We start from the raw sequence: 21286 nt of genomic DNA, 5'->3' as shown, positions 1-21286 counted from the left end.
GTTAGCGTCGAGGCTCCGACAGTACTGCTTCCCCCGTGAACCACCGACCGCAGTCACTGAGGCGCCCATTAAAGATGCGGCAGGTGCGATAGAAGTTGTTCTGCAACAGCACCGTTTCCCCTGTGAACCAACAGCCACAATAACTGAGGCGTCCATTAAAGATGCGGCAGGTGCGATAGAAGTTGTTCTGCAACAGCACCGTTTCCCCTGTGAACCAACGGCCACAATAGCTAAGGCGTCCGTTAAAAATGCGGCAAACCCGATAAACATCACTGCGGGGCGTTTGGCTGAGCCATGTCGGCACCCCTTGAGCCTGTTCCAGCCCGATGAGAAGGGCGGCAAGAATCTGAGCAACCATCAGAAAATCCCCAATTATGGGACGAGTACCACCTTACCCTGCACCAAGCGTTGGCTGAGATAGCGATGGGCATCCGCCGCTGCACCGAGGGGAAAGGTTTTATCGACAACAACCTCTAGTTCGCCGCGATCCACGAGGGTGGCCACCTGCTCAAGGATTTTGCCCTGATGGGCAAGGGCATCACTCAACCCCATGAGTTGCGGCGTCAGCATCAGTGTGAGTTGGATCAAGAGGTTGCGTTGGCGGGCAATTTTCCACGGCGTATCGGCGGCGGGTTCCAAGAGGGTGGCGAGGGTGCCATAGGGACGCACCGCTTTGAAGGTGTCGCTAAAGGTGGTACCACCAACGGTATCAAGGGCAAAATCAACTCCTTTGCCCTCTGTCCAGTCCAAGACTGCCTGTACCCAATCACTGGTGGTGTAGTTAATGGCAAGGGTGGCTCCGAGACGTTCAGCAAAACGGGCTTTGGCTGCGGAACTAATCGTTGTGGCAACTGTTGCCCCCGATCGCCGCGCCAGTTGAATGGCGAGATGCCCCACCCCGCCCGCCCCGGCATGGATGAGAACGGTTTTTGCGGTGGAGAGGACATTCAAAGGCGGGACTGCCCCGCGATCGCCCAAGGCTTCCCAGGCCGTAATCACTGCTAGGGGCAAGGCAGCGGCCTGAATAAAGGAAAGGGTTTTGGGCTTGTGGGCAACGGCAACTTCAGGAACAACGGTGTATTCGGCATAGCAGCCGCCGCGATCGCCCAAGCCCCCATAGCAAAAATAAACTTCATCCCCTACGCGAAACCGCTGCACCGCTGCACCCACAGCCACGACCACCCCTGCGCCATCACAGCCGAGAATGGCGGGCCGGCGATCGGGAAAAAATGTTCCCCGCTGTCGCAGCTTTGTATCAATGGGGTTCACACTGGCCGCCCGCAGTTGAATTTTCACCTCATTGGCAGCTTGAATCTGCGGCTCAGGCATCTCCCGCAGCGCTAAAACATCGGGGTCACCAAATTCTGTGATGGCAACGGCTTTCATTGTTGCTGCGTTTCCGTTGACTCCGCTGGGTGCACGACTTAACACCAATTTTGACACACTGCCCGCCCTAAAGGTCAGGGATGCTTGTTACTGGTTCCGCGACCTTGCTTGCCACCTCAGGTTCAGGCACTGATCTCCCCCCCTGAAGCCCCCTTTTAGGAGGAAGTGTTTCCATTAATTCGGCTGGGAAAGAATCCCAGCACGCTAATGCAGAATCCAAAGCTACTGCCGCAGAATGTTTCCATTAATTCGGCTGGGAAAGAATCCCAGCACGGCCTACTTTGACAGTGTCATTTTTGACGAGGCCTAGTTTCCATTAATTCGGCTGGGAAAGAATCCCAGCACGATGACGTGAAGAACGGGAAAGAGCCTAACGTCCATGTTTCCATTAATTCGGCTGGGAAAGAATCCCAGCACCAAAAAAACCAGAAAAAGAAGGAACAGGAAAAGAGAGTTTCCATTAATTCGGCTGGGAAAGAATCCCAGCACAAACTTCATTCAAACACAAAAATCGTAGCCGCTGGTGTTTCCATTAATTCGGCTGGGAAAGAATCCCAGCACTTGAACCCCTTGCTTTTGAAATTTTCACCAAAGAGTTTCCATTAATTCGGCTGGGAAAGAATCCCAGCACATGCAATAACTTAACAGGTTTATCATCCAAAAAAGGTTTCCATTAATTCGGCTGGGAAAGAATCCCAGCACCTTTCTGCATCTAAAACAAAATAGTTACCATCTAAAGTTTCCATTAATTCGGCTGGGAAAGAATCCCAGCACCTTCATTCAAAAACCCAGATTATCGCCGCTGGTAATGTTTCCATTAATTCGGCTGGGAAAGAATCCCAGCACTTAGCCAGCGAGGGATGGTGGCGCTGCTAAGGCGTTTCCATTAATTCGGCTGGGAAAGAATCCCAGCACTTTAACAGTCCACTAAAACTTTCTACAGAATACTGTTTCCATTAATTCGGCTGGGAAAGAATCCCAGCACATTTTCTACAGAGATACGCTTTTTTCCGCCAAAGACTTGTTTCCATTAATTCGGCTGGGAAAGAATCCCAGCACAGGGCACAACATCGAAATCTTCATTAGCAGCACAATGTTTCCATTAATTCGGCTGGGAAAGAATCCCAGCACTACATTAGAACGAGAGTTTGAGGGTGGCTTGAAGCTTATGTTTCCATTAATTCGGCTGGGAAAGAATCCCAGCACGCGGCTATCGACTGGCGCTTTCTACTCAATCAGGGTTTCCATTAATTCGGCTGGGAAAGAATCCCAGCACCATCTTTTTCCATAAAAGCATCTAGCCGTTGGTTGTTTCCATTAATTCGGCTGGGAAAGAATCCCAGCACAAACCGTGCAACCTGCGGAATCCGTGCAACCTGCGGTTTCCATTAATTCGGCTGGGAAAGAATCCCAGCACTTTGACAGAAGATTCCACAACATAACAGGTACAACTGTTTCCATTAATTCGGCTGGGAAAGAATCCCAGCACGGCACCCTCCTAGAAGGTGCTCTACGACTACTATAGCACAGGTCATTTTCAAGCACCTAGACGAGATCATTTTTTTGTTTTTGTAAAATTTTTAGATCCGTAGGGTCACAGGACGTGAAAGTCACTCTGGAACTGAATTTCGGGAAAATTCAAGCACCTCCAAATCTGTTAGAAATTGCTCAAAGCGTTGTGGAGACTGGGTTTGAGAAAATTGCCGAGCTGAGAGGATATTTTTGTCCAGAGGTGCTTGATCAAGTCCTCAAGGATCTCAATTCACAACAGCAATCTTTTGCCTTCAGGAGCAAAATTAGGGACACAGCGCGAAACCTCTATACTGAGGATGTTGAACCTCTGGCGATGTCCTTTGCACCATGAGCTTGCTCCACGTTGCTGATGTCTATGCTGGCTATATTCCCGATGTGGATATTCTACGGGGCGTTAATTTTCGTCTCGAAGCCGGCGAGCTAGTGGCGGTCATTGGCCCCAATGGAGCGGGAAAATCAACCTTGGCAAAAACGATCGCTGGGTTACTGACGCCCCGCCTCGGCACAATTACCCTCGCTGGCGAAGATATTACCTACTTGCGTCCCAACCAAATTGTCAAAAAGGGAATTGGCTACGTGCCGCAAATTGCCAATGTCTTTCGTACCCTGACGGTTGAAGAAAATCTGGAGATGGGTGCCTTTACGAAAAGCGGCAACCTCAAGGCCCTCAAAGAGCGGGTCTATGACACCTTTCCCCGCTTGGCTGAGCGCCGACAGCAACGGGCAGGCACACTTTCCGGGGGAGAACGGCAAATGCTGGCCATGGGACGCGCCATGATGCTAGACCCGCAAATTATGGTCTTGGATGAACCCTCCGCGGCTCTCTCCCCAGCTCTTGTCAATGATGTCTTTGCCAAAATCAAGGAAATTAATGCCCAAGGCACCGCTATTATTCTGGTGGAGCAAAATGCCCGCAAAGCCCTTGCCATGAGCGATCGCGGGTATGTCTTAGAAATGGGCAAAGATCGCTATGAGGGATTGGGCAGCGAACTACTCAATGACCCTAAAGTGGGGGAACTCTACCTCGGAATTGTGCGGGCAGAGCCTTAGGGCACAGGGCTAAAAATTGCTGTTTCGAGAGCAATCAGGCTTTTTTCCAAATCATCATTGACAATTTGAACATCAAATTCTGGGGCCGCAGCAATTTCGGTTTCCGCTTGAGCTAAACGGCGGGCAATGGCCTCCTCACTATCTTGGCCACGGCTACGCAGACGATGTTCAAGTTCTGCTAAAGATGGCGGCAGAATAAAAATGTGACGCGCTTGAGGATAGGATTGGCGAACTTGGCGTGCCCCTTGCAGTTCAATTTCAAGGATGACGGTTTTTCCTTGGGCAATGAGTTGCAGCAACGGATCGCGTGGGGTGCCGTAGTAGTGGCCGGCAAACTCTGCCCATTCCAAGAGTTGCCCAGCAGCAATCATTCCCTTAAATTCTTCTACAGAGACAAAATAGTAATCCACCCCTTCAACCTCCGTGGGGCGTGGCGGACGGGTCGTTGCCGAAACCGAAAGTGCCAGTTCGGGATGTCGCTGTCGCAGTTGCCGTAGAAGCGTCCCTTTGCCGACCCCACTAGGGCCAGTAATCACAATGAGTTGTCCGGGCTGGGGGGTTGCACTGGTCATAACTGCACGGGTGGGAAACTTTTTGATCCTACTCTGTTTGCTCAGAGTTTTATCATTAAGGCAGCGTGGTTGAGGAATGGCCGTGAAGATTCATTTGCCCAGTGAGAGTGAAAATGCTCGCATTGAAATGCTGCCGCTGATTGATGTGGTCTTTTGTATCCTCACGTTCTTTATTTTGGCGGCGGTGAGTCTGACGCGGCAGCAGGCGATTACCTTGAATTTGCCCCAAGCCAGCACCAGTCAAGCGCAGTCGCAAAAGATGCTGGTGGTGAGCATTGATCCGGCGGGGCAACTTTTTGTGGATAAAGACCCCGTCAACCGCAGTGAACTCTATGAACGCTTGGCCACCTACTTGAAAACGAATCCCCAAGGAATGGTGATTTTGCGGGCATCACAGGTGGTGAGCTACAACGAAGTCATCCAAGTCTTGGATCTCCTGCGATCGCTCGGGGGCAATCGTGTGGCCTTGGCCACGCAACCCGTCGAACAACCGGTGCTGAGTACACAGACCCGCCCTAACCCTCTCCCCTCGCCACCAGCCAACGATCAACCCACGCCTTCGAATCCATAGGCAGTTACGGTGGAACCCATTTCCAGTATTCCTGTTGCCCCAGACGGCTTTCGCTCTGGCTTTGTCGCCTTAGTGGGTCGCCCCAATGTAGGCAAGTCCACCCTCTTTAACCATCTGCTGGGGCAAAAGGTGGCCATTACCTCTCCCGTAGCGCAAACCACCCGCAATCGCTTGCGGGGCATCCTGACAACGGCAACGGCGCAATTGATCTTTGTGGATACCCCCGGCATCCATAAGCCTCACCATCGCCTTGGGGAAGTGCTGGTGCATAATGCCAAGGGCGTTCTCAATCGGGTGGATGCCATTGTCTTTGTGGTGGATGCGGCAAGTGCCCCCGGTGGGGGCGATCGCTACGTAGCAGAATTACTGGCTAAAGTAAAATCCCCTGTGCTTTTGGCCATCAATAAAATTGACCTCTTGCCGGCAGGGGAGCGTCCACAGCGGCAACAGGACTATCAAACCCTTGGCCCTTGGCCAGCCTATCCCTGCTCGGCGCTCACGGGAGAGGGAGTTGGTGTATTGCAATCGGCGATTGAAGCGCAGTTGCCCCTTGGCCCCTATTACTATCCGCCAGAGATGGTCACCGATCAGCCGGAGCGCTTCATCATGGCGGAATTGATCCGTGAGCAAATTTTGCATCACACCCGCGAGGAAGTCCCCCATTCGGTGGCCGTGACGATTGAACAGGTGCAGCAAGATCGCAACCTGACTCGTGTCCACGCCGTGATTTATGTGGAGCGTCCAACCCAAAAGGCGATTATTATCGGCCAAGGGGGTCAGTTGCTCAAACAAATGGGCACCGCTGCCCGCCAAGAAATTCAAACTCTCATTGGTGGCAAGATTTACTTAGAACTGTTTGTCAAGGTACGCCCCCGCTGGCGACAGGATCGGTTGCGCTTGGCGGAGCTGGGCTATCGCATTGAGAAGGATTAAGCCGATGGAGACAGCATTGCGAGTGGGTGTGGCAGGGCCTGTGGGGTCAGGTAAAACCACCCTTGTGGATGCCCTTTGTAAAGCTTTGGGCGATCGCGATCGCCTAGCGGTTGTGACTAATGATATTTACACCCAAGAGGATGCCCAGTTTTTGGTGCGTTCCCAAGCCCTTCCCCCCGAGCGAATTCTCAGTGTTGAAACGGGGGGATGTCCCCACACCGCTTGGCTACGACCTTTAGCCCAGAGCTGGTGGATTTAACGATTTACGCGATTGATGTGGCTGCTGGCGATAAAATTCCCCGTAAAGGCGGGTCGGGGATTACCAAGTCGGATTTATTGGTGATTAATAAAATTGATCTTGCCCGCTATGTAGGGGCTGATTTAGAGGTAATGAAACGGGACACCCTGAAAATGCGGGGCGATCGCCCCTATGTGATGACGAACTTGAAAACTGGCCTTGGGCTAGATCAGGTGATTGCCTTTCTCGCATCCCATTTAGCAGCCTAAACAGAATGGTACGGAAGTTGACCCAACGCACAAAAAATCACTGATCACCATCACTGGCAAGGCAACAATTTGCCCCTTAGAATCGTCCTATCGGTGTCGTCAGGTAGGAAGTATGATGAGCTACGCATGGGTGAGGGGTGCGACGCTCGGAGCAACGGGGTTAGTGGCAATGGCTTTACCCGCAGTGGGTCAAGTCCAACCCCTGAGTGGTGAGCAAATTAACGAGATTGCCCGCAACATCACAGTCTTGATTGTGGGGAAAGATGCCCACGGTTCTGGTGCCATTATTTCCCGCTCCGGTTCGACCTACTATGTGCTTACGGCAAAGCACGTTGTCAATCGTCAGGATAATTACCGCGTGATTCCCATTGATCAGCAGGCCTACGCCGTTGATTTCAATAAGATTAAATTTTTGCCGAATACAGATTTAGCTATTGTGGAATTCACAAGCGAGAAAAAAGACTATCAGGTGGCTACGCTGACAAACTCTGACTTTGCCAAGGAAGGGTCGCAGGTCTTTATCTCGGGGTGGCCGCAGCCGGGGGGCAGTGGTCAGTTAGTGCGGCAGTTTACCGATGGCCGTATCTCCGGCTTTTTGATTGAACCCATCGATGGCTATAAAATGATCTACACCAATGTTACCCGTCGCGGCATGAGTGGTGGCCCTGTTTTGGATAGTGCAGGGCGTGTGGTCGGGGTTCATGGTCTCGGTGATACAGAAGACCCCCGCTCCCTTGAGCGCCAAGGCTTGAGTCCAGAGGCGGCAGCGAGCATTGCCAGCTTGATTAAGCCGGGGTTTAATTACGCGATTCCGATTAACACCTTTCTGACGGGTGCGCCAGCGGCGGGTGTATTTCTCTCTCTGCAAGTAGATAATCAGGCGATCGCCAGTGGCACTGCGCCTGTGGTTGTGACCGCACCGAGTCAACCCGATAGTCGCGATCGCATTGAGAACATCAATTCAATTTTGAATACCGTCAATACGGGTGTCAGCGTCATTCGCAACATCTTTTTTGGTTTTTAGAAAGAATTCCAATGACCTGTTGAACTGAGTCCCGGTTCATTGCCTGTTCAATTGCGAGGATTGAGTGATATGGCTATTCAATTTGGGATCCGCCCCCTTGCCGTTCCCCTAAGTTTGGCAGTGGTCATGATTGGGGCGATCGCCCATGCCTCTTGGGCAAGTTATCGTCCACCCGCTAATATTGGCCGCCCCGGTAACCGTGAGGGAGCTGCAACGCGGATTGCCCGTCCCATGCTACTGCGGGAAAGTACTGGTGGCATCGAAAGCTGTCTAACTGAGCCAAAACAAACTGTGGTTGCCCTCGTGCCCAAGGATAACAATGGCCTTAGCAGCACCCCCACCCCTACCCTCTATAGCTTCATTCCCGCCAACAAGGGGGCAACCCTAACCCTGACGCTGCGGGATCCCCAAGGCACAGAAGTCTATCGCCAAGAGCGTCTTGCCCCCACAGAAGCGGGTATTATTGGCTGGCCTGTGGAGAATGTTGCCCTCAAAAATGGTGTGGATTACCAGTGGCAACTCACCCTCACCTGTACCAATGGCACCACAGCCGTCAAAACCGTCAGTTGGTTTCGACCGATGCCCTTATCGCCAAGCCAACAGCAGCGAATCGTGCAAGCTAAAGATGTGGCGGATGCCTTTGCCATGGCGGGCTACTGGTACGACACCCTCAATCAACTGGCCAAACAACGCCTAGCGCAGCCGGGGAATGCCCAACTTCAGCAAAAATGGCAAGCCCTGTTGCAGTCTGCCGCTGTCCAGTTGGCCAATGTGGCGAATCAACCCCTCATCCCCTTACCACCCCAGCCCTAACTCTCTAGGGAAAGGTCTGCCAGCCACTGGTAAAGGTCAGGAATATTGGCGTTGGGTTGCAGCAGATCTTCTTTGATGTGCATCAGCACCTTGGCCAAGGGTTCGGCGCGATCGCGATACTCAGCAACACTGGCCAGCAGATCCGTAAATACCTGTTCTTCAATCTGGGCGCGGGGGGGTGGTTCAGCCGTCGCATCACGGTAGGTTTGATAGGCCACAGGGGTTGCGGCAAACCCCAATCGAAAAATGAACGCATTGGCTGCCTCCTGCAATTCCCCTTGGAGCGATCGCACAGACAAATCGCCGCGCTCAAACCCCACTTCGCCTTTTAGGGTGACTTCAACAATCGCCTCTGCCATGTCTGAGCGATGCCGCTGCACCAACTGCTGGAGTTGGCTCTCCACATGGCTCACGGTGTCACTGGGGGTGAGGGTGAGGGTGTAGCGATGGATGGGACGCTGCCAATAGTCGCGCTTCAGTTCCGCTTGGGGTGGCCCCTGATCGAGGGTAACCAAGAGAACCCCCCGCGGATTTTGCTGCTGATTTTCCTGAATCGAATTGGCCTCAACGGAGCCAGGATTAAAGATCCAATCCTCAACGGCGTAGTGGCGATGAATATGCCCCAAGGCCAAGTAATCAACACCGGCTCGGCGCAACGGCAAAAGATCGTTGTAGCGCAATGCCCCTTGGTAGCGGGAGACTTGCCCCTCAAGGCCGTGGTGAAAGAGCAAAATCGTCGCACCAGCAGCGGGCGGTAGTGCCTGAATTTGACTGGCCAGCTGTTGGATGGCACGGGGGGCACTGGCACCATACCACTGGGAACCAATGACGCGCACGCCACAGGGGAGATCCATATAGCCACCCCGCGCTGCCTCGGCGTCCCACGGCTGTAATTGGCCACTTTCGTCAGGTTCTAGGAGATAGAGATAGTCTTTTTCACAGAGGTAGCGGAGCCAATTGGACTTGACACCGTAGGGGCAGTTATCGTGGTTACCCTCGATCGCCAGCACGGGAATCCCCGCCGATCGCACCTTGTCGAGGACGTATTCCGCTTGATTGAGAATGCCGGGGGTAATCAGCCGCTCCTCAAACAGATCACCGGCAATCAGGACAAAATCCACCTGTGCCTCGATGGCGTAGGTTTGCAGGGCACTGTCAAAGGCGGTGAAAAAATCAAACGTGCGATTGGGATTCTCTTGACGGTACTTATTAAAGCCAAGGTGAACATCGGCAACATGGAGAAAACGTACCATTTCGCACTGTCTCCTAGGGGCGATCGCTAGGGATTTGGGCAAGGCGTGCTGCCCAATTGGGATAGGCCTCGGCGGTTTGATCTGTGGCCACCACTTCTACGGTGCGATAGCAGGCCACGGGCAAATTCAGTAAGCTGACCAGAAACGCCGCTAAATCTTCGCGACTCAGAGAACCCGTCAGGCGATCGCCCTGATCAAGGCGCAGCTCTTTGCCACCGGGCTGATCCGTCAAACCACAGGGACGGACAATGGTGTAGGGGAGGCCACTTTGGCGCAGCATATTTTCTGCCGCCAGTTTCCAGGTGAGGATGCCCCCCAATTGGTCGTTGTATTGAACCGCTAGGGGCTGCCCCTTCAGGTCAAGATCCGCTTGTTGCGGACGGGTCACCCCCGCAGAACTCACCTGAATCATGCGGGGCAAGGGCAACCCCCCATAGGCTTGAATCGACTCAATCTCAAGGCTGAGGGTGCCGGGGCGGAAGTGGGGGTTGAGGGCACCGTCATACTCAAATTTGCTGAGCATCAGTTGCAGCGAGTAAATTTGCCCCACATTCAGAGGCGGCGCATTGGTGGCGGTGCGGGCCCGAAACACCGGAATAAAGTGGCTAAAGGGCAATTCAACCGTGATCCACTGATCGGCCACCGTATCAAAGGACATGGCATAGCCGACGCCATCCCAAGCGGGGTCACTGCGTAGGAAAAATTTATAGCGCTGCCCATCGCCGCGAACCCGGAGTTGAATGCCCGTGTAGCCTTGGAGATTGAGGGCTGGGGTGAGGTTGCGGGTGCGAATCGAGACAAACCCCCCAGAATTTTCCGTAGAAACCAGCCCCGTGAAGAGGGCACTGTGATCCTTGAGGTAAAACTGGCTGGCACTGACGCCGCCCATGACCACATCATCGAGGGCACCCCAAACTTCCTTCAGGGGGGGCGTGGGATAGCGATAGTCAAAGAGGGGATAGGTGTTGGGTTGACTTTGAAAATAGGGTTGGGCACGTTCCAACAAATGCCGCATGCCCTCAAATTCAACCGCCTCTGGACTCGCACCGACAATTTCAAGGCCGGGGGGTGACGCGTTGGGATTGGGCTGTACCTTTGCCCCAACACAGTTGATCACCGCCCGACTGCCCTGCAAGAGATCGGCAGGCAAGGGTTGAGTCACGTCGGCAACAACAATGTCTAAAAAAGGGTCTGAGGGAAGTACACTCTCCGCCTTGGCGCGATCGCGCACCCCTGCCCGCACCGCATAGCCTTGACTCAAGAGGGTTTTCACCACCGCTTGACCGGTTCGACCCGTTGCCCCCATCACCACAACAAGACCACTGCCCCGATAGGCGGGCGGCTTAAAGAGATCCGGTAAAAGGGGTGACAGCACAGGGCGCAGAGGTTCTAGGGTTCCCACAAAGGGAAGGGCTTGAAAAAAGCGCAGTGTATCGAGAAAGCGACCAAGTTCCCAGTTATTTGCCATAGAGGGGCACCACGCTTGACCAATGGGGAAGTTTCTCCCCTGCCCTTAGTGTATCGTGCCACTGTTGGGCTGCCCATGTGAGCAAAGCGCGGCCATAGTCGGTGGGGTTAGGGGGACTCAGGTGTTTGTAGGGGTGAGGCCAAGTGGCTAAAAGCGTTTCTGCTTCGTGGTCTGCCAGCAGGCGATCGCCCCAAAGAGAGTTGAGACTCCCCCCCTGATAACGGTAAATGCCAAGGTATTGATGCCCCTGTTGGGCACGACGCGACACCACCCCATCCCGTTCTATGAGTTCATCACGATAGTGCCACGCCATTGTGCCAAGGCTAGACAGACCCAAAAGGGGAACTTCCAGTTGCTGGGCTAGGATGCGGGCAGTCACGACCCCCAAGCGCGTTCCCGTAAAGCTGCCCGGGCCACAGCCAATAGCGATCGCCCCTAGTTCACCCCAAGTGTAGCGACCCATCAGTTCCCCAAGGCAAGGGTGAAGTTGGCTGGCCAGTTCTCGACCCAAGGGCCATGTTTTCATCTCCAGCAGTTGATCTGCCCCCAAGTCATAGAGGCCTGCCACTAGGGTGGCATCGCTGGTATCAAAACCAAGACAAAGCAGCTTAGCTCACTCCGACGGCGATCGCCACCAAGCCAGCCACTAAGAGCAATCCGCCCGCAACCAACAGGGCTGCCCGTACTTTTTGCTGCGGTGTCCAAGGCTGTGCTTGATAGACCTTAGGCTCAATGGCAAAGTTGTTGAGGCGACCGCCCTCATCGGTGGTATAGCGCATCGAAACAAACCTCAATTCAGCGTTACAGTGCAGCTATTCTAACAAGCGAACTTTACGAGTCTTGAGAATCCTTAACAATTTCTTGCAATTGACCGTGGCGATAGACCCGCAACCAGCGACCGCGCCAGTAGATGCGATTGCCAAAACAGCCCCCCAGCCAAATCAGGAAGCTCATCACATCCCGCAGGGGCAATAGCCAGAGCCACAACAGTAGCCGAGGGGTACCCATCAAGACCATGCTCATGATCGCCTGCAACCAGCGAAGGCCCTGAACCCCCAGAAAGACGCTGAGAGTCCATGGGGTTGGAAATAGTCCCCACAGCAGGGCACTATAGACGGTGCCAAACATAAACACCATGCCAAAATACTGATTGCCGCGATTGGCACGAATGCTGCGACACCAGCGCAGTTCCCGTTGCACCGCCTTCAAAAAGGACTCATCAGCGCAGTCATTGTCAAGAATATAGGACGATAACTCCACGCGATACCCAGCACGCCACGCTGCATACCCCAGTTGGTAGTCCTCACCAATGCGATTGAGTGCAATCTCAAAACCACCAATTTTTTCTAGGACTTCCCGCCGCAGCAGCACGGTTGGCCCAATGGCAAAGCGCAGCCCCCGATCAAGGAAGCGGGCAACAAGCACACTGGGGATAAAGTCAAGGCATCGCCCCATGGCCAGAAACGCAGCTCCTAAGCGGCGCGGATGGTGATCAATGTAACCACAGGTAACGACCCCCACTTGGGGATCCGCCAAGGGTTGCACCAAAGTGGCTAAGTAATGGGGTCTAACGCGCACATCACTATCGGTTTCAACAATTACCCCATAGCGCGCATGGGTAAACAATTGGGCGACATTGCTGGCCTTACGGTTCAGCCCGCAAATCCGCTGACAAAGATACCAGCGAGCCCGGTGGGGATAGGTCTGGCAAATGGCCTTTAACACCGGTATGGCTGGATCACTGGGGTCTTGAACCCCAAAGAGGACTTCGTAGAGGGGGTAATCTTGCTCGCACAGTGAAGACCAGTTTTGCCAAGCCCTTGCTTCTAAGCCGCAGACAGGAACCAAGATCGAGACCGCCGGCAAGGACTCTAGGCGAGTCGTCCGCTGGGGGGTGAAAAATTGATAGGTGAGGGCAGCGGCAACAATGTAGAACAGGCTTCCCGTGAGGCTCAGCAGGCTCAGGAGAATGAGGGCAACCATCATGGTGCTGTCGCAATCGTCCCCGTCAAGGGGGAACTGGCACTGGCATAGGCTTTGACGGGAATCCGACCCGCTAAGTAGGCAAGACGACCCGCCGTGGTTGCCAGTGCCATGGCTTTGGCCATTGCCGGCGCATTGCCCGCTTGGGCGATCGCGGTATTAATCAAGAGTGCATCTGCCCCTAACTCCATCGCGGCGGCCGCCTCACTGGGCGTGCCAATGCCCGCATCAACCACAACGGGAACACTGGCTTGATCAATAATGATTTGAATATTGGCGGCATTACGCAGACCTTGCCCCGACCCAATGGGGGAGGCCAACGGCATCACAGTAACACAGCCCACTTCCTCAAGGCGTTTGGCCAGCAGGGGATCTGCATTGATGTAGGGAAGAACCGCAAATCCTTCTTTGACCAGTTGTTCTGCGGCAGCAAGCGTGCCAAAGGGATCGGGCAGCAAGTATTTCGGGTCGGGAATCACCTCTAGCTTGACAAAGTTGTTGTCCTCTTGACCCAAGAGCTTGGCCATTTCGCGGCCTAAACGGGCAACGCGAATCGCCTCTTCAGCGGTTTGACAGCCAGCGGTGTTGGGCAGCAGCCAGATTTTACGCCAGTCAAGGGCATCCACAAGTCCTTCGTGACCGGGGGCATTGGTTTGAACGCGACGTACGGCTACTGTAACAATTTCGCAGCCACTCGCGGCAACACTGGCCTGGAGATCCGCAATGGAACGATACTTGCCCGTACCGGTCATCAGGCGTGAACGAAACTGCCGCCCAGCGATTGTTAGCGGGGCATCTTCAATTAGCAGCTCAGGAGGAGGCGCAGTCACCATGATGCACTTGTGAAGTGAACAGCACTAGAGTTTGCCTTTCTACCATATCAGGGTTACGCTCTTCACTGCTGCGACCTTGGAAAACTTGTGGCATCATAGAGGCACCATAACCTTGGGAGTGCAACAGTTGGTGCATGGCACATATTGGCAACAATGCCGCCATTCAGGCTGCCGATCGCCTGCTACGTCAATATGGGTTTGATTTGGATGGCTCCTCAGTTGAGGTCATCCTAGATCGCTGGTTGCGCCATTTTCCTCCCCGCTGGATTCGTCTTGCCCTCATTGAAGCCCTCTATCTGGGGCGCTATAAAGCCATTTCCGTAGAGCAAATTTTAGAGCTATGGCAACGGCGTGAGCAACCGATTTATCACTTCAACAGTGAGTTTGAAGCCATTATCTGCCAGTCATTGCCCATTAGTGTGCCGGAACCTACTCCCTCTGGCCTTTCAGAGACACCTACCAATACAAAAATTAGTGAATTTCACCCTGATTTAGCGTCTGACCCATTTGTTACCAAGTTAACTAGTATTGTGCAGCAGTGGCAGTCCCAAGACTTCCTCGTGGAGCAGGGCGATCGCTCCTCCTAGGCCATTGCAGGTTATACTCTTTTGGGTAAGATTTGGCACCTCCACCTATGGCTGTTTTTGAAGGCACCTATCACGTTCTGGGAACGCCTCGCTTTGGGATTGTGATTTCCCGCTTCAATGACTTGGTTACCACCAAGCTGCTAGAGGGCTGCCAAGATTGTCTGCGCCGCCATGGTGTTGATCCCAATCCCCATGGTTCTCAGGTGGACTACGCCTGGGTTCCCGGTAGCTTTGAAATTCCCCTTGTGGCGGCTCAACTGGCAGCCAGTCGTCGCTATGCTGCCATTATTTGTCTCGGGGCAGTCATCCGTGGCCAAACCCCCCACTTTGACTATGTGGCTGCTGAAGTCACCAAAGGCATTGCCACGGCCTCTATGCAAACGGGTGTGCCCATTATCTACGGCATTCTTACCACCGACACGATGCAACAGGCCCTTGAGCGCGCTGGCATTAAAAGCAATAAAGGTTGGGAATATGCCCTCAATGCCCTCGAAATGGCAAACCTGATGCAAACCCTGCCCAGCAGCATCAATCCACCCACAGCCAAACTCAGCCCCAGTACCCCCGTTCTCGCTGATGGGTAATCCAAATGGTGAAGCAGAAATTGCTTCCTAGGGCTACCAAGGGCTGCCAATCATCGTAAATCCTGCCCAAAAATAGGGATGGGAAAGTTGACGCCCACCCCCAGTTTGAACTTCTTGGGGCAAAGGAATTGAAAGCCCTCCCCGCACCCCAGCACTGCGCAGGTGATTCTCTTCAATCACAACCTGCTGATGGATCAGGGCAAGCTGCGCCTGTCGCAAGGCCTCTGCTTTAATCGGAGCAGTTCTCAACTGTCCATAAAATGCCGTCATCAAAGCCAGTGTCCCTTCATCACTGACATACCAAAGGCTAGCAACGGAACTCTTTACACCCGCTTGGAGTGACAGTCCAGCAAACCCAAGTTCTGCATTGGTATCTCCTACCGCTGTACGACAGGCACTCAGCGTCATTAGCTCTGTGGGTGGCCGGAATAAGTGCAACTGCCGCACTTGAGCCATTGAAAGCTGGCTATCCCAAAACTGAATATAGGAATTTTGTGGCTTACCCGCATTAAATTCACCATGGGTCGCTAAGTGTAGGATAGGGTAGAGACTGCGCCGCCGCTGGGTTTGCAAGTTTGAGACCGTAAAAGCTTCATTGAGGAATACTTGCCCTCGTCCTACCAGTTGCGTAATGGTTTGCAGCTCGATGGGAACCGCTGGCAAAGGACTTTGCTTTGTGAACTGAGAGGCACCCATTGCCAGTACAGAAGCATTTTGCAACGGCTGGTAGCGGGTATCCACCAAGTTGATACTGGGAATGAGACCCAGATTATAGCGTTCCACTAGAAACTGACCATTACGACGACCGATTGGACTATCGCTGACCGTCGAGGAAATAAGATTTGACCCCGTGTGCAGAGCAGCGATCGGCACACTCCGCAACCCCTGATCAAGGGCAAAAACCAGTGTATTAATGCCTCGATTTTGCAATTCAGCATCAATGCCGCCCATGATCCATTGGTAGAGCTGCTGCGCAAAGGGTAGATAGGATTCACTATTGGTTTTCGTTGGGTCTCGCACCTCACGATTAAAAGCAGCAATGACACGGCGCACTGCTTCTTGGGGCACTCGAAGGGGTTGGTAAATGGGTTCCCCTTCCGGTGTGATGATGAGAATATCCAACTGTTCAGGTCGCCAAAAGACATAGCTCAGGGCAGGTTTTTGACCTGTTTCTTCAGCCATACGCCCCAATAATTCCTTGATTTGCTCAATGTCAAGGAACTGTAGTCCCTCTTGACTAGGAGTGCTGAAAAATTCATCAAAGTACTCACTAAACTCAAAGGAATAAAGCTGCTGAAGCAGTTTGATCGCACTGTTGTAGTCTCCCTGATCAAAAGCAGTACTGATTTGCTGACGAATGATCTCAACTCCGGGGAAGTAAATGACTTGAGCGGTATTCTGGGGCAGTTGAGTGCCTTGTATCTCCTCTCCCAATAAAATCCGACCCAGATTCTCTTGAGTTTGGGGTTCTGGAGGTGTTGGTGGTGTGGACGGCTCCGTGGGTGGAGTTGGCGGTGTTGGCGGTGTGGATGGCTCCGTGGGTGGAGTTGGCGGTGCTTGAGAAACCCGATAGAGAAACCCAGAACCAGAAAATAGGGCAAGCTCAGGATAGGTGGTGTTGAATTGCTCTGAACCTGTGAGTCCGCCGTTGATATTGAGATTCGGGTCAGTCGAATAAACTAGCCAGCGACCATTGGGGGTACTAAAGACACTAGAGCCATAGTTGTTAATAAAGTTATTTTCGGCAGCAAGGACAATCGCATCCCCAGTCCCAACGGCAGAAATTGGCGCATTGAGAACAATATCGCCTGTTAGTGTTTGTAGGAAAATGTTGCGCCCTGTAATGCCTGTTGGGTTAACACTGCCAACGGTAAGGGTACTGTTATTGACAAATTGCAAATCACTCGCACTGTTCAGCTCAGCAGCTAGGATCCCCACTTGGTTATTGGGGTTGGTTAGGATTGCACTGCCATTTTGTAAAGTTAAACCCAAGTTGCCTGCTCGAATCGGTGCACTTTGCGTTAGGTTCCCACTGTTTAAGCTGAGGATTAGGGTATTGCCGTTGGTATTGATGCCAGTGGTGAGGCCATTGACACCATTGTTGAAACTAACGATACCTAGGGCACCTTGATTACTCAAGTTCACATTTCCACTGACATTGCCTGAGAGTGTTTGAAACCTATTGTTGACATTGTTGAGGGTGAAAGTCCCCTGTCCAAGAAGTTGCAGCGTTCCCGCAGAAATGACATGGCTGCCCTGAGTAACGCCGCCACCGCTATTGAGTGTGAGATTGCGACCATTGAGATTCGTCGTGCCAGAGCCATTGAACTGAATACCTAGGGAACTTACGCCGGGGGTTTGCAGCGCAAGATTGTAGTTGAGGCTGAAGGGACGAACATCAATGAGACCAGTACCATTAGGGTGACCAATGGTCACCAAAGAAAATCCACCCGTGATTTGGTTGAGGAGAGACTGATCAATGATTAAGTTACCCGTTGCACCATCGCCAATGCCGACGGGAGTATGCGCATCAATCGGTTGAAAGACAAGGCGGCCTGCCCCGGCACTATGGATATCTAGAAGATCACCCAAGACTTCAATCCCCCCCTGAGCTGCTAATGTGAGCATGCCATCTTGAACAGCTAATGTCAGGGGGGCGTCAGAGACTTCCATGACCAGACCAGGATTGCCGTCAGTGGCGCGACCTTCGATGAGAATCTTCCCATTTCCAGCCGTTCTGACCTCAGCAGAGTACTCTGTGTCAGTTGCTGCCTTAAAGCCAAGACCAGCACCGAATTCACCCCCTGTACCTCTCAGGATAATGTCACCACTTTGACTGGTAATACTTGTGAAGCGACTCAGAATACCTCCTTGGTTGAAGGCAAAGCCCGTACCACCAGTACCCGTCAGGGTAATATTTCCAGTCGTGGTTCGAATTCCTGACTCTTCAAGATGGATGCCAACGTTGGAAACTCCTTCGGAGACGTTGCCCCCAGTACCCGTTAAGGTCAGATTGCCAGCTTCGGCGCTGATGGAGGAGTTTTGAATCGAGATACCATCCACAGGGCTATAAACACTAGAACTACCTGTCCCTAGAATGGTGATCTCTCCAGACCCTGAGGTGAGGATTGAACTCCCACCGATCAGCACCCCTTCTTGGCCATTAGTTGTTGCACCGCTGCCATGAATCCTAATATGGCCGCCACCTGCATTGAGAGTAGAGTTTCCGATATTAACCCCAGCAGTGCTGACACCGATCGCTGGACTGGTGAAGGGATTAGAGCCACCCCCCAAAATAATATTGCCACCATTGGTAATGAGTGTAACTGAGTCTAATCTAATTGCTCCTGCACCACTGTTATCGGCATCGGCATGGAGAATGATATTCAGTCGGCCTTCTTCTGAGCGAATGTCATCGGCAACAAGAATGTTATTTGCAGCTTGCAAGGTTAGGGAGGCATCGCCGCCGCCTATTTTGGTAATCGAGGCAAGTACAGAAATATCCCCTGCTTGGGTTCCAGTATCACCAGTTGTGATGATGACGCTAGTGCCGAGATTCAGGGCAGCTTCAATGGCAGTATTCACAACAAAAGCATCATCAGTGGTGGGGGTAAAGACATCAGGATTGCTCCCAGAGAAACTCCCGCCACTCGTAGGGGAGTTAGAAATGGTGACATTTCGTGGATCAAGGAGCCATGTACCGGGCTGACCCTTGACTGCACTGGCATCTACTGTTCCCCGAACGCTGAGTAATTCTCGCCCAGAGGTTTCCACAAAGCCGCCATTACCGCTAAGTTGCCCGCCGCGTGCGCTGATCGTGCCGGCAAATTGCGTGCTGTTGTCTGCCCATGCAATGACAGTGCCACCATTGCCTTGATTGAAGGCATCCGCTGCAATCACACTGCCGCTGTTGATAAAGAGATTCTGGGCATTGAAACTGCTATGCAAGCGGTTAGTGCCAGTGGTGCCCCCTAGGTAATCGCCCCCCAAGAGAATCGTGCCACCCCCGAGTTGACCAGAGGCGGTTAAGTTGGCATTGATGAGGGCGATATTTTGACCAGTGATCGTGATTTGGCCACCCATACCGATGGGATTGGCGACGGAAAGGCTGCCACTGATGACGGCGGTGTTCGTTGTGGTGGGAATTTTGTTGGGGTCATGGACAAGGCGAATTGTGCCGTCGGGATTTTGAATGACGCTGTTGACAGGTTGTGAACCATTGCCAGTGAGTAAGCTGGGTAAGTCCACGGCAGCGATCGCTCCCCCAGTCGGTAGTCGCTCTTGAGGAATCTCAAGACTGAGCAGCATTCCCTCTTGGGAGACGCGCACCATTCCTGTTTCAGGTACAGCCGCAATGTGGATATTTCCTGCGGGGGCTGCGAGTGTACCCGTATTGATCACTTGGTGCGCCATCAGGCTGAGGGTTTGACCACGACCCACCCTCAGCTCACCTTCATTGATGATGAGGCCTTTACTCAGAAATTCAAAACCTGTGGGCTGACCATTGAGGGATTGATAAAGATTCTGGCCATTGACATCAAAGATCCCTCCCTCAAACAGCACCCGTTGAGCGGTAGAAGCATGGAAGGCAGCGGGGAGATTCAAACGGGCATTGGGGCCAAAGACAATTCCCGCAGGGTTGAGCAGATAAAGGTTACTGTTGCCACCCGTAATTTGAATCAAGCCATTGATGTAACTGGCGTTGCCACCATTGACCCCCGCAAGAATGTTGCGAATTTGCGGATTAGAGAGAAAGTTGGCAACTTGGCCGTTACTGATATTGAAGTCACGGAACAGGTGAAAGAGGTTTTGGCCATTCCCCGATAGGCTGCCACCACCAATATCAATCTGTTGACCATTTTGGATGACGGTGGTACCAGTGCCATTGGTGGCTGGGGTAATCTGGCTGTAAACGTTGCCACTCAACAGTCCCCAAAAGACTAAGGTGATGGAAAATAGGTACTGTTGGAGAGTTTTCATGATCCCAGCCTCCAGATGATTTATCGAGTCCTGCCGCTGGCGACTCTTGTGGGGGAGTGCAGAGGCTGTGGTGGAAATTGGCTATAGCCATTATAGATATGGCAGTAAAATTTCCAAAATGCTACGCTTTCTTAATTTCTCAATCCCCGACGATCGTAAAATGAGCTTATCTTCCTAGGAGTAATAACGTTGGCACAGGGATTACGGGTTGGCATTTTAGGAGCGACAGGTGCGGTTGGCACGGAAATTTTGGCCATTTTGGCGGAACGCTCGTTTCCAGTGGCAGAGTTGCGGCTGTTGGCTTCGCCCCGCTCCGCCGGTCAAACCCTTTCTTTTGGTGAGACAGTGCTGCCCGTGCAGGCGGTGAGTGAGGAGACCCTCAAGGGACTGGATTTGATTTTGGCTTCGGCGGGGGCAAGTGTGTCACGGCAGTGGCTACCAATTGCGGTTCAGGAAGGAGCGATCGCCATTGATAATTCCAGTGCCTATCGCATGGATCCCAACGTCCCCTTAGTGGTGCCCGAAGTCAACCCTGAAGATCTAAAAACCCACCAAGGCATCATTGCCAATCCCAACTGCACAACGATTTTGATGACGGTTGCGCTATGGCCCTTGCATCAGGTGCGACCGATTCGGCGAATTGTAGCGGCCACCTATCAGTCTGCCAGTGGGGCGGGGGCAAAGGCCATGCAAGAACTCAAGGATCAAGCCCTCGATATTCTCAAGGGGCAACCACCACGCACAGAGGCCTTTCCCTATCCCTTGGCCTTTAACCTCTTTCCCCACAATTCTCCCCTCAATGAGCAGGGCTACTGCCAAGAGGAGATGAAGATGGTCAATGAGACCCGCAAAATTTTCCATGCCCCAGAGTTGCGGCTAACGGCGACCTGTGTGCGCGTCCCTGTGCTGCGTGCCCATTCGGAAGCGTTGAATGTTGAGTTCTTTGAGCCTTTTCCGCTGCAAGAGGCGCGCGATCGCCTGCAACAGGCCGCAGGCGTCCAGTTTGTTGAAGATTGGCAGCGCAATTATTTCCCCATGCCCCTAGAGGCCACAGGTAAAGACCCAGTGCTAGTGGGGCGGCTGCGCCAAGATATTTCTCAACCCAATGCCCTTGAACTGTGGCTGTGTGGCGATCAAATTCGCAAGGGGGCAGCCTTGAATGCGGTGCAAATTGCTGAATCTCTGATTGCCCAAGGACTCCTCTAAGCC

Annotated in this window: 19 protein-coding genes, 1 pseudogene and 1 CRISPR repeat array; of the genes and pseudogenes, 10 read left to right on the top strand and 10 right to left on the bottom strand. The window is 52.9% G+C overall.

The features are described from left to right. Position 1: 1 nt before the first annotated feature. Together RHI63_RS06455 and RHI63_RS06450 are read right to left on the bottom strand one after the other, a co-directional pair. Positions 2-358, bottom strand: coding sequence for a hypothetical protein (locus RHI63_RS06455; RefSeq protein WP_206201543.1), 357 nt, complete (start codon positions 356-358; stop codon positions 2-4). 14 nt (positions 359-372) lie between these two features. Next, positions 373-1386, bottom strand: a complete 1014-nt coding sequence (locus RHI63_RS06450; protein WP_302679130.1) for a zinc-dependent alcohol dehydrogenase family protein — start codon at positions 1384-1386, stop codon at positions 373-375. A 167-nt stretch (positions 1387-1553) separates the two neighbouring features. Further along, positions 1554-2875: direct repeats of the CRISPR family, unit length 36 nt; unit sequence GTTTCCATTAATTCGGCTGGGAAAGAATCCCAGCAC. A 114-nt stretch (positions 2876-2989) separates the two neighbouring features. Here RHI63_RS06450 and RHI63_RS06445 point away from each other — a divergent pair. Both RHI63_RS06445 and RHI63_RS06440 read left to right on the top strand, forming a co-directional pair. Beyond that, the gene (locus RHI63_RS06445; RefSeq protein WP_206201541.1) at positions 2990-3250 is read left to right on the top strand and encodes a hypothetical protein; all 261 of its coding nucleotides are present in this window, start codon (positions 2990-2992) and stop codon (positions 3248-3250) included. Further along, entirely contained in the window at positions 3247-3969 is a 723-nt protein-coding gene (locus tag RHI63_RS06440) for an ABC transporter ATP-binding protein (RefSeq protein ID WP_206201540.1), read from the top strand. The genes RHI63_RS06445 and RHI63_RS06440 overlap by 4 nt, the downstream gene beginning before the upstream one ends. Here the strand turns inward: RHI63_RS06440 and gmk are convergent. After that, entirely contained in the window at positions 3966-4541 is a 576-nt protein-coding gene (gene gmk, locus RHI63_RS06435) for a guanylate kinase (RefSeq protein WP_149817966.1), read from the bottom strand. The genes RHI63_RS06440 and gmk overlap by 4 nt on opposite strands. A 76-nt stretch (positions 4542-4617) precedes the next feature. Between gmk and RHI63_RS06430 the strand changes: the two genes are divergently transcribed. The 5 genes and pseudogenes from RHI63_RS06430 (at position 4618) to RHI63_RS06410 (ending at position 8389) form a co-directional block, all read left to right on the top strand. Beyond that, positions 4618-5112, top strand: a complete 495-nt coding sequence (locus RHI63_RS06430; RefSeq protein ID WP_206201539.1) for a biopolymer transporter ExbD — start codon at positions 4618-4620, stop codon at positions 5110-5112. A 9-nt stretch (positions 5113-5121) separates the two neighbouring features. Further along, positions 5122-6045 carry a GTPase Era gene (era, locus tag RHI63_RS06425; protein WP_206201538.1) on the top strand — a complete coding sequence of 308 codons (924 nt, stop codon included), beginning with the start codon at positions 5122-5124 and terminating at the stop codon, positions 6043-6045. Positions 6046-6049: 4 nt separating this feature from the next. Further along, a pseudogene (locus tag RHI63_RS06420) lies at positions 6050-6552 on the top strand (GTP-binding protein). A gap of 112 nt (positions 6553-6664) precedes the next feature. Beyond that, the gene (locus RHI63_RS06415) at positions 6665-7576 is read left to right on the top strand and encodes a serine protease (RefSeq protein WP_310742777.1); all 912 of its coding nucleotides are present in this window, start codon (positions 6665-6667) and stop codon (positions 7574-7576) included. Between the two features lie 69 nt (positions 7577-7645). Then, positions 7646-8389, top strand: a complete 744-nt coding sequence (locus RHI63_RS06410) for a DUF928 domain-containing protein (protein ID WP_310743535.1) — start codon at positions 7646-7648, stop codon at positions 8387-8389. Here RHI63_RS06410 and RHI63_RS06405 read toward each other — a convergent pair. The 6 genes from RHI63_RS06405 to RHI63_RS06380 are packed head-to-tail and all read right to left on the bottom strand — an operon-like array spanning position 8386 to position 13926. Further along, the gene (locus RHI63_RS06405) at positions 8386-9642 is read right to left on the bottom strand and encodes a DNA repair exonuclease (RefSeq protein WP_206201536.1); all 1257 of its coding nucleotides are present in this window, start codon (positions 9640-9642) and stop codon (positions 8386-8388) included. The genes RHI63_RS06410 and RHI63_RS06405 overlap by 4 nt on opposite strands. Before the next feature lie 13 nt (positions 9643-9655). Beyond that, positions 9656-11110 (bottom strand): CIA30 family protein, encoded by a 1455-nt coding sequence (locus RHI63_RS06400; protein ID WP_310822009.1) that lies wholly within the window; start codon positions 11108-11110, stop codon positions 9656-9658. Continuing rightward, positions 11100-11678 (bottom strand): tRNA (adenosine(37)-N6)-threonylcarbamoyltransferase complex dimerization subunit type 1 TsaB, encoded by a 579-nt coding sequence (gene tsaB, locus RHI63_RS06395; protein ID WP_310744241.1) that lies wholly within the window; start codon positions 11676-11678, stop codon positions 11100-11102. Before tsaB ends, RHI63_RS06400 begins: the two co-directional genes overlap by 11 nt. 40 nt (positions 11679-11718) lie before the next feature. Next, the gene (gene psb34 / locus RHI63_RS06390) at positions 11719-11889 is read right to left on the bottom strand and encodes a photosystem II assembly protein Psb34 (RefSeq protein ID WP_206201533.1); all 171 of its coding nucleotides are present in this window, start codon (positions 11887-11889) and stop codon (positions 11719-11721) included. 52 nt (positions 11890-11941) lie between these two features. After that, positions 11942-13096, bottom strand: coding sequence for a glycosyltransferase (locus tag RHI63_RS06385; RefSeq protein WP_310800569.1), 1155 nt, complete (start codon positions 13094-13096; stop codon positions 11942-11944). After that, positions 13093-13926: a thiazole synthase gene (locus RHI63_RS06380; protein ID WP_206201531.1), complete on the bottom strand. Its 834-nt coding sequence runs from the start codon at positions 13924-13926 to the stop codon at positions 13093-13095. The genes RHI63_RS06385 and RHI63_RS06380 overlap by 4 nt, the downstream gene beginning before the upstream one ends. A gap of 134 nt (positions 13927-14060) precedes the next feature. On the opposite strand from RHI63_RS06380, the gene RHI63_RS06375 reads away from it, so the two are divergent. Together RHI63_RS06375 and ribH are read left to right on the top strand one after the other, a co-directional pair. After that, entirely contained in the window at positions 14061-14513 is a 453-nt protein-coding gene (locus RHI63_RS06375; protein ID WP_302679121.1) for a hypothetical protein, read from the top strand. Positions 14514-14560: 47 nt separating this feature from the next. After that, entirely contained in the window at positions 14561-15097 is a 537-nt protein-coding gene (gene ribH / locus RHI63_RS06370; protein ID WP_206201529.1) for a 6,7-dimethyl-8-ribityllumazine synthase, read from the top strand. Positions 15098-15130: 33 nt separating this feature from the next. Here the strand turns inward: ribH and RHI63_RS06365 are convergent, their stop codons facing one another. Continuing rightward, positions 15131-20077 carry a CHAT domain-containing protein gene (locus RHI63_RS06365; protein ID WP_310822008.1) on the bottom strand — a complete coding sequence of 1649 codons (4947 nt, stop codon included), beginning with the start codon at positions 20075-20077 and terminating at the stop codon, positions 15131-15133. Positions 20078-20266: 189 nt separating this feature from the next. Here RHI63_RS06365 and RHI63_RS06360 point away from each other — a divergent pair, with 189 nt between their 5' ends. Next, positions 20267-21283, top strand: a complete 1017-nt coding sequence (locus tag RHI63_RS06360) for an aspartate-semialdehyde dehydrogenase (RefSeq protein ID WP_302679119.1) — start codon at positions 20267-20269, stop codon at positions 21281-21283. The last annotated feature ends 3 nt before the right edge of the window (positions 21284-21286 follow it).

The sequence above is a fragment of the Thermosynechococcus sp. GLH187 genome, assembly GCF_031583395.1.
Classification (GTDB): Bacteria; Cyanobacteriota; Cyanobacteriia; order Thermosynechococcales; family Thermosynechococcaceae; genus Thermosynechococcus.
This window is presented reverse-complemented; position numbering and strand designations above follow the sequence as displayed.

Excerpts from the sequence above, each read along its gene's own strand:
- RHI63_RS06455 (WP_206201543.1), bottom strand. The coding sequence starts at position 358 with ATGGTTGCTCAGATTCTTGCCGCCCTTCTCATCGGGCTGGAACAGGCT.
- RHI63_RS06450 (WP_302679130.1), bottom strand. The coding sequence starts at position 1,386 with ATGAAAGCCGTTGCCATCACAGAATTTGGTGACCCCGATGTTTTAGCG.
- RHI63_RS06440 (WP_206201540.1), top strand. The coding sequence starts at position 3,247 with ATGAGCTTGCTCCACGTTGCTGATGTCTATGCTGGCTATATTCCCGAT.
- gmk (WP_149817966.1), bottom strand. The coding sequence starts at position 4,541 with ATGACCAGTGCAACCCCCCAGCCCGGACAACTCATTGTGATTACTGGC.
- RHI63_RS06430 (WP_206201539.1), top strand. The coding sequence starts at position 4,618 with ATGGCCGTGAAGATTCATTTGCCCAGTGAGAGTGAAAATGCTCGCATT.
- RHI63_RS06415 (WP_310742777.1), top strand. The coding sequence starts at position 6,665 with ATGATGAGCTACGCATGGGTGAGGGGTGCGACGCTCGGAGCAACGGGG.
- RHI63_RS06410 (WP_310743535.1), top strand. The coding sequence starts at position 7,646 with ATGGCTATTCAATTTGGGATCCGCCCCCTTGCCGTTCCCCTAAGTTTG.
- RHI63_RS06405 (WP_206201536.1), bottom strand. The coding sequence starts at position 9,642 with ATGGTACGTTTTCTCCATGTTGCCGATGTTCACCTTGGCTTTAATAAG.
- RHI63_RS06400 (WP_310822009.1), bottom strand. The coding sequence starts at position 11,110 with ATGGCAAATAACTGGGAACTTGGTCGCTTTCTCGATACACTGCGCTTT.
- psb34 (WP_206201533.1), bottom strand. The coding sequence starts at position 11,889 with ATGCGCTATACCACCGATGAGGGCGGTCGCCTCAACAACTTTGCCATT.
- RHI63_RS06385 (WP_310800569.1), bottom strand. The coding sequence starts at position 13,096 with ATGATGGTTGCCCTCATTCTCCTGAGCCTGCTGAGCCTCACGGGAAGC.
- RHI63_RS06380 (WP_206201531.1), bottom strand. The coding sequence starts at position 13,926 with ATGGTGACTGCGCCTCCTCCTGAGCTGCTAATTGAAGATGCCCCGCTA.
- RHI63_RS06375 (WP_302679121.1), top strand. The coding sequence starts at position 14,061 with ATGGCACATATTGGCAACAATGCCGCCATTCAGGCTGCCGATCGCCTG.
- ribH (WP_206201529.1), top strand. The coding sequence starts at position 14,561 with ATGGCTGTTTTTGAAGGCACCTATCACGTTCTGGGAACGCCTCGCTTT.
- RHI63_RS06365 (WP_310822008.1), bottom strand. The coding sequence starts at position 20,077 with ATGAAAACTCTCCAACAGTACCTATTTTCCATCACCTTAGTCTTTTGG.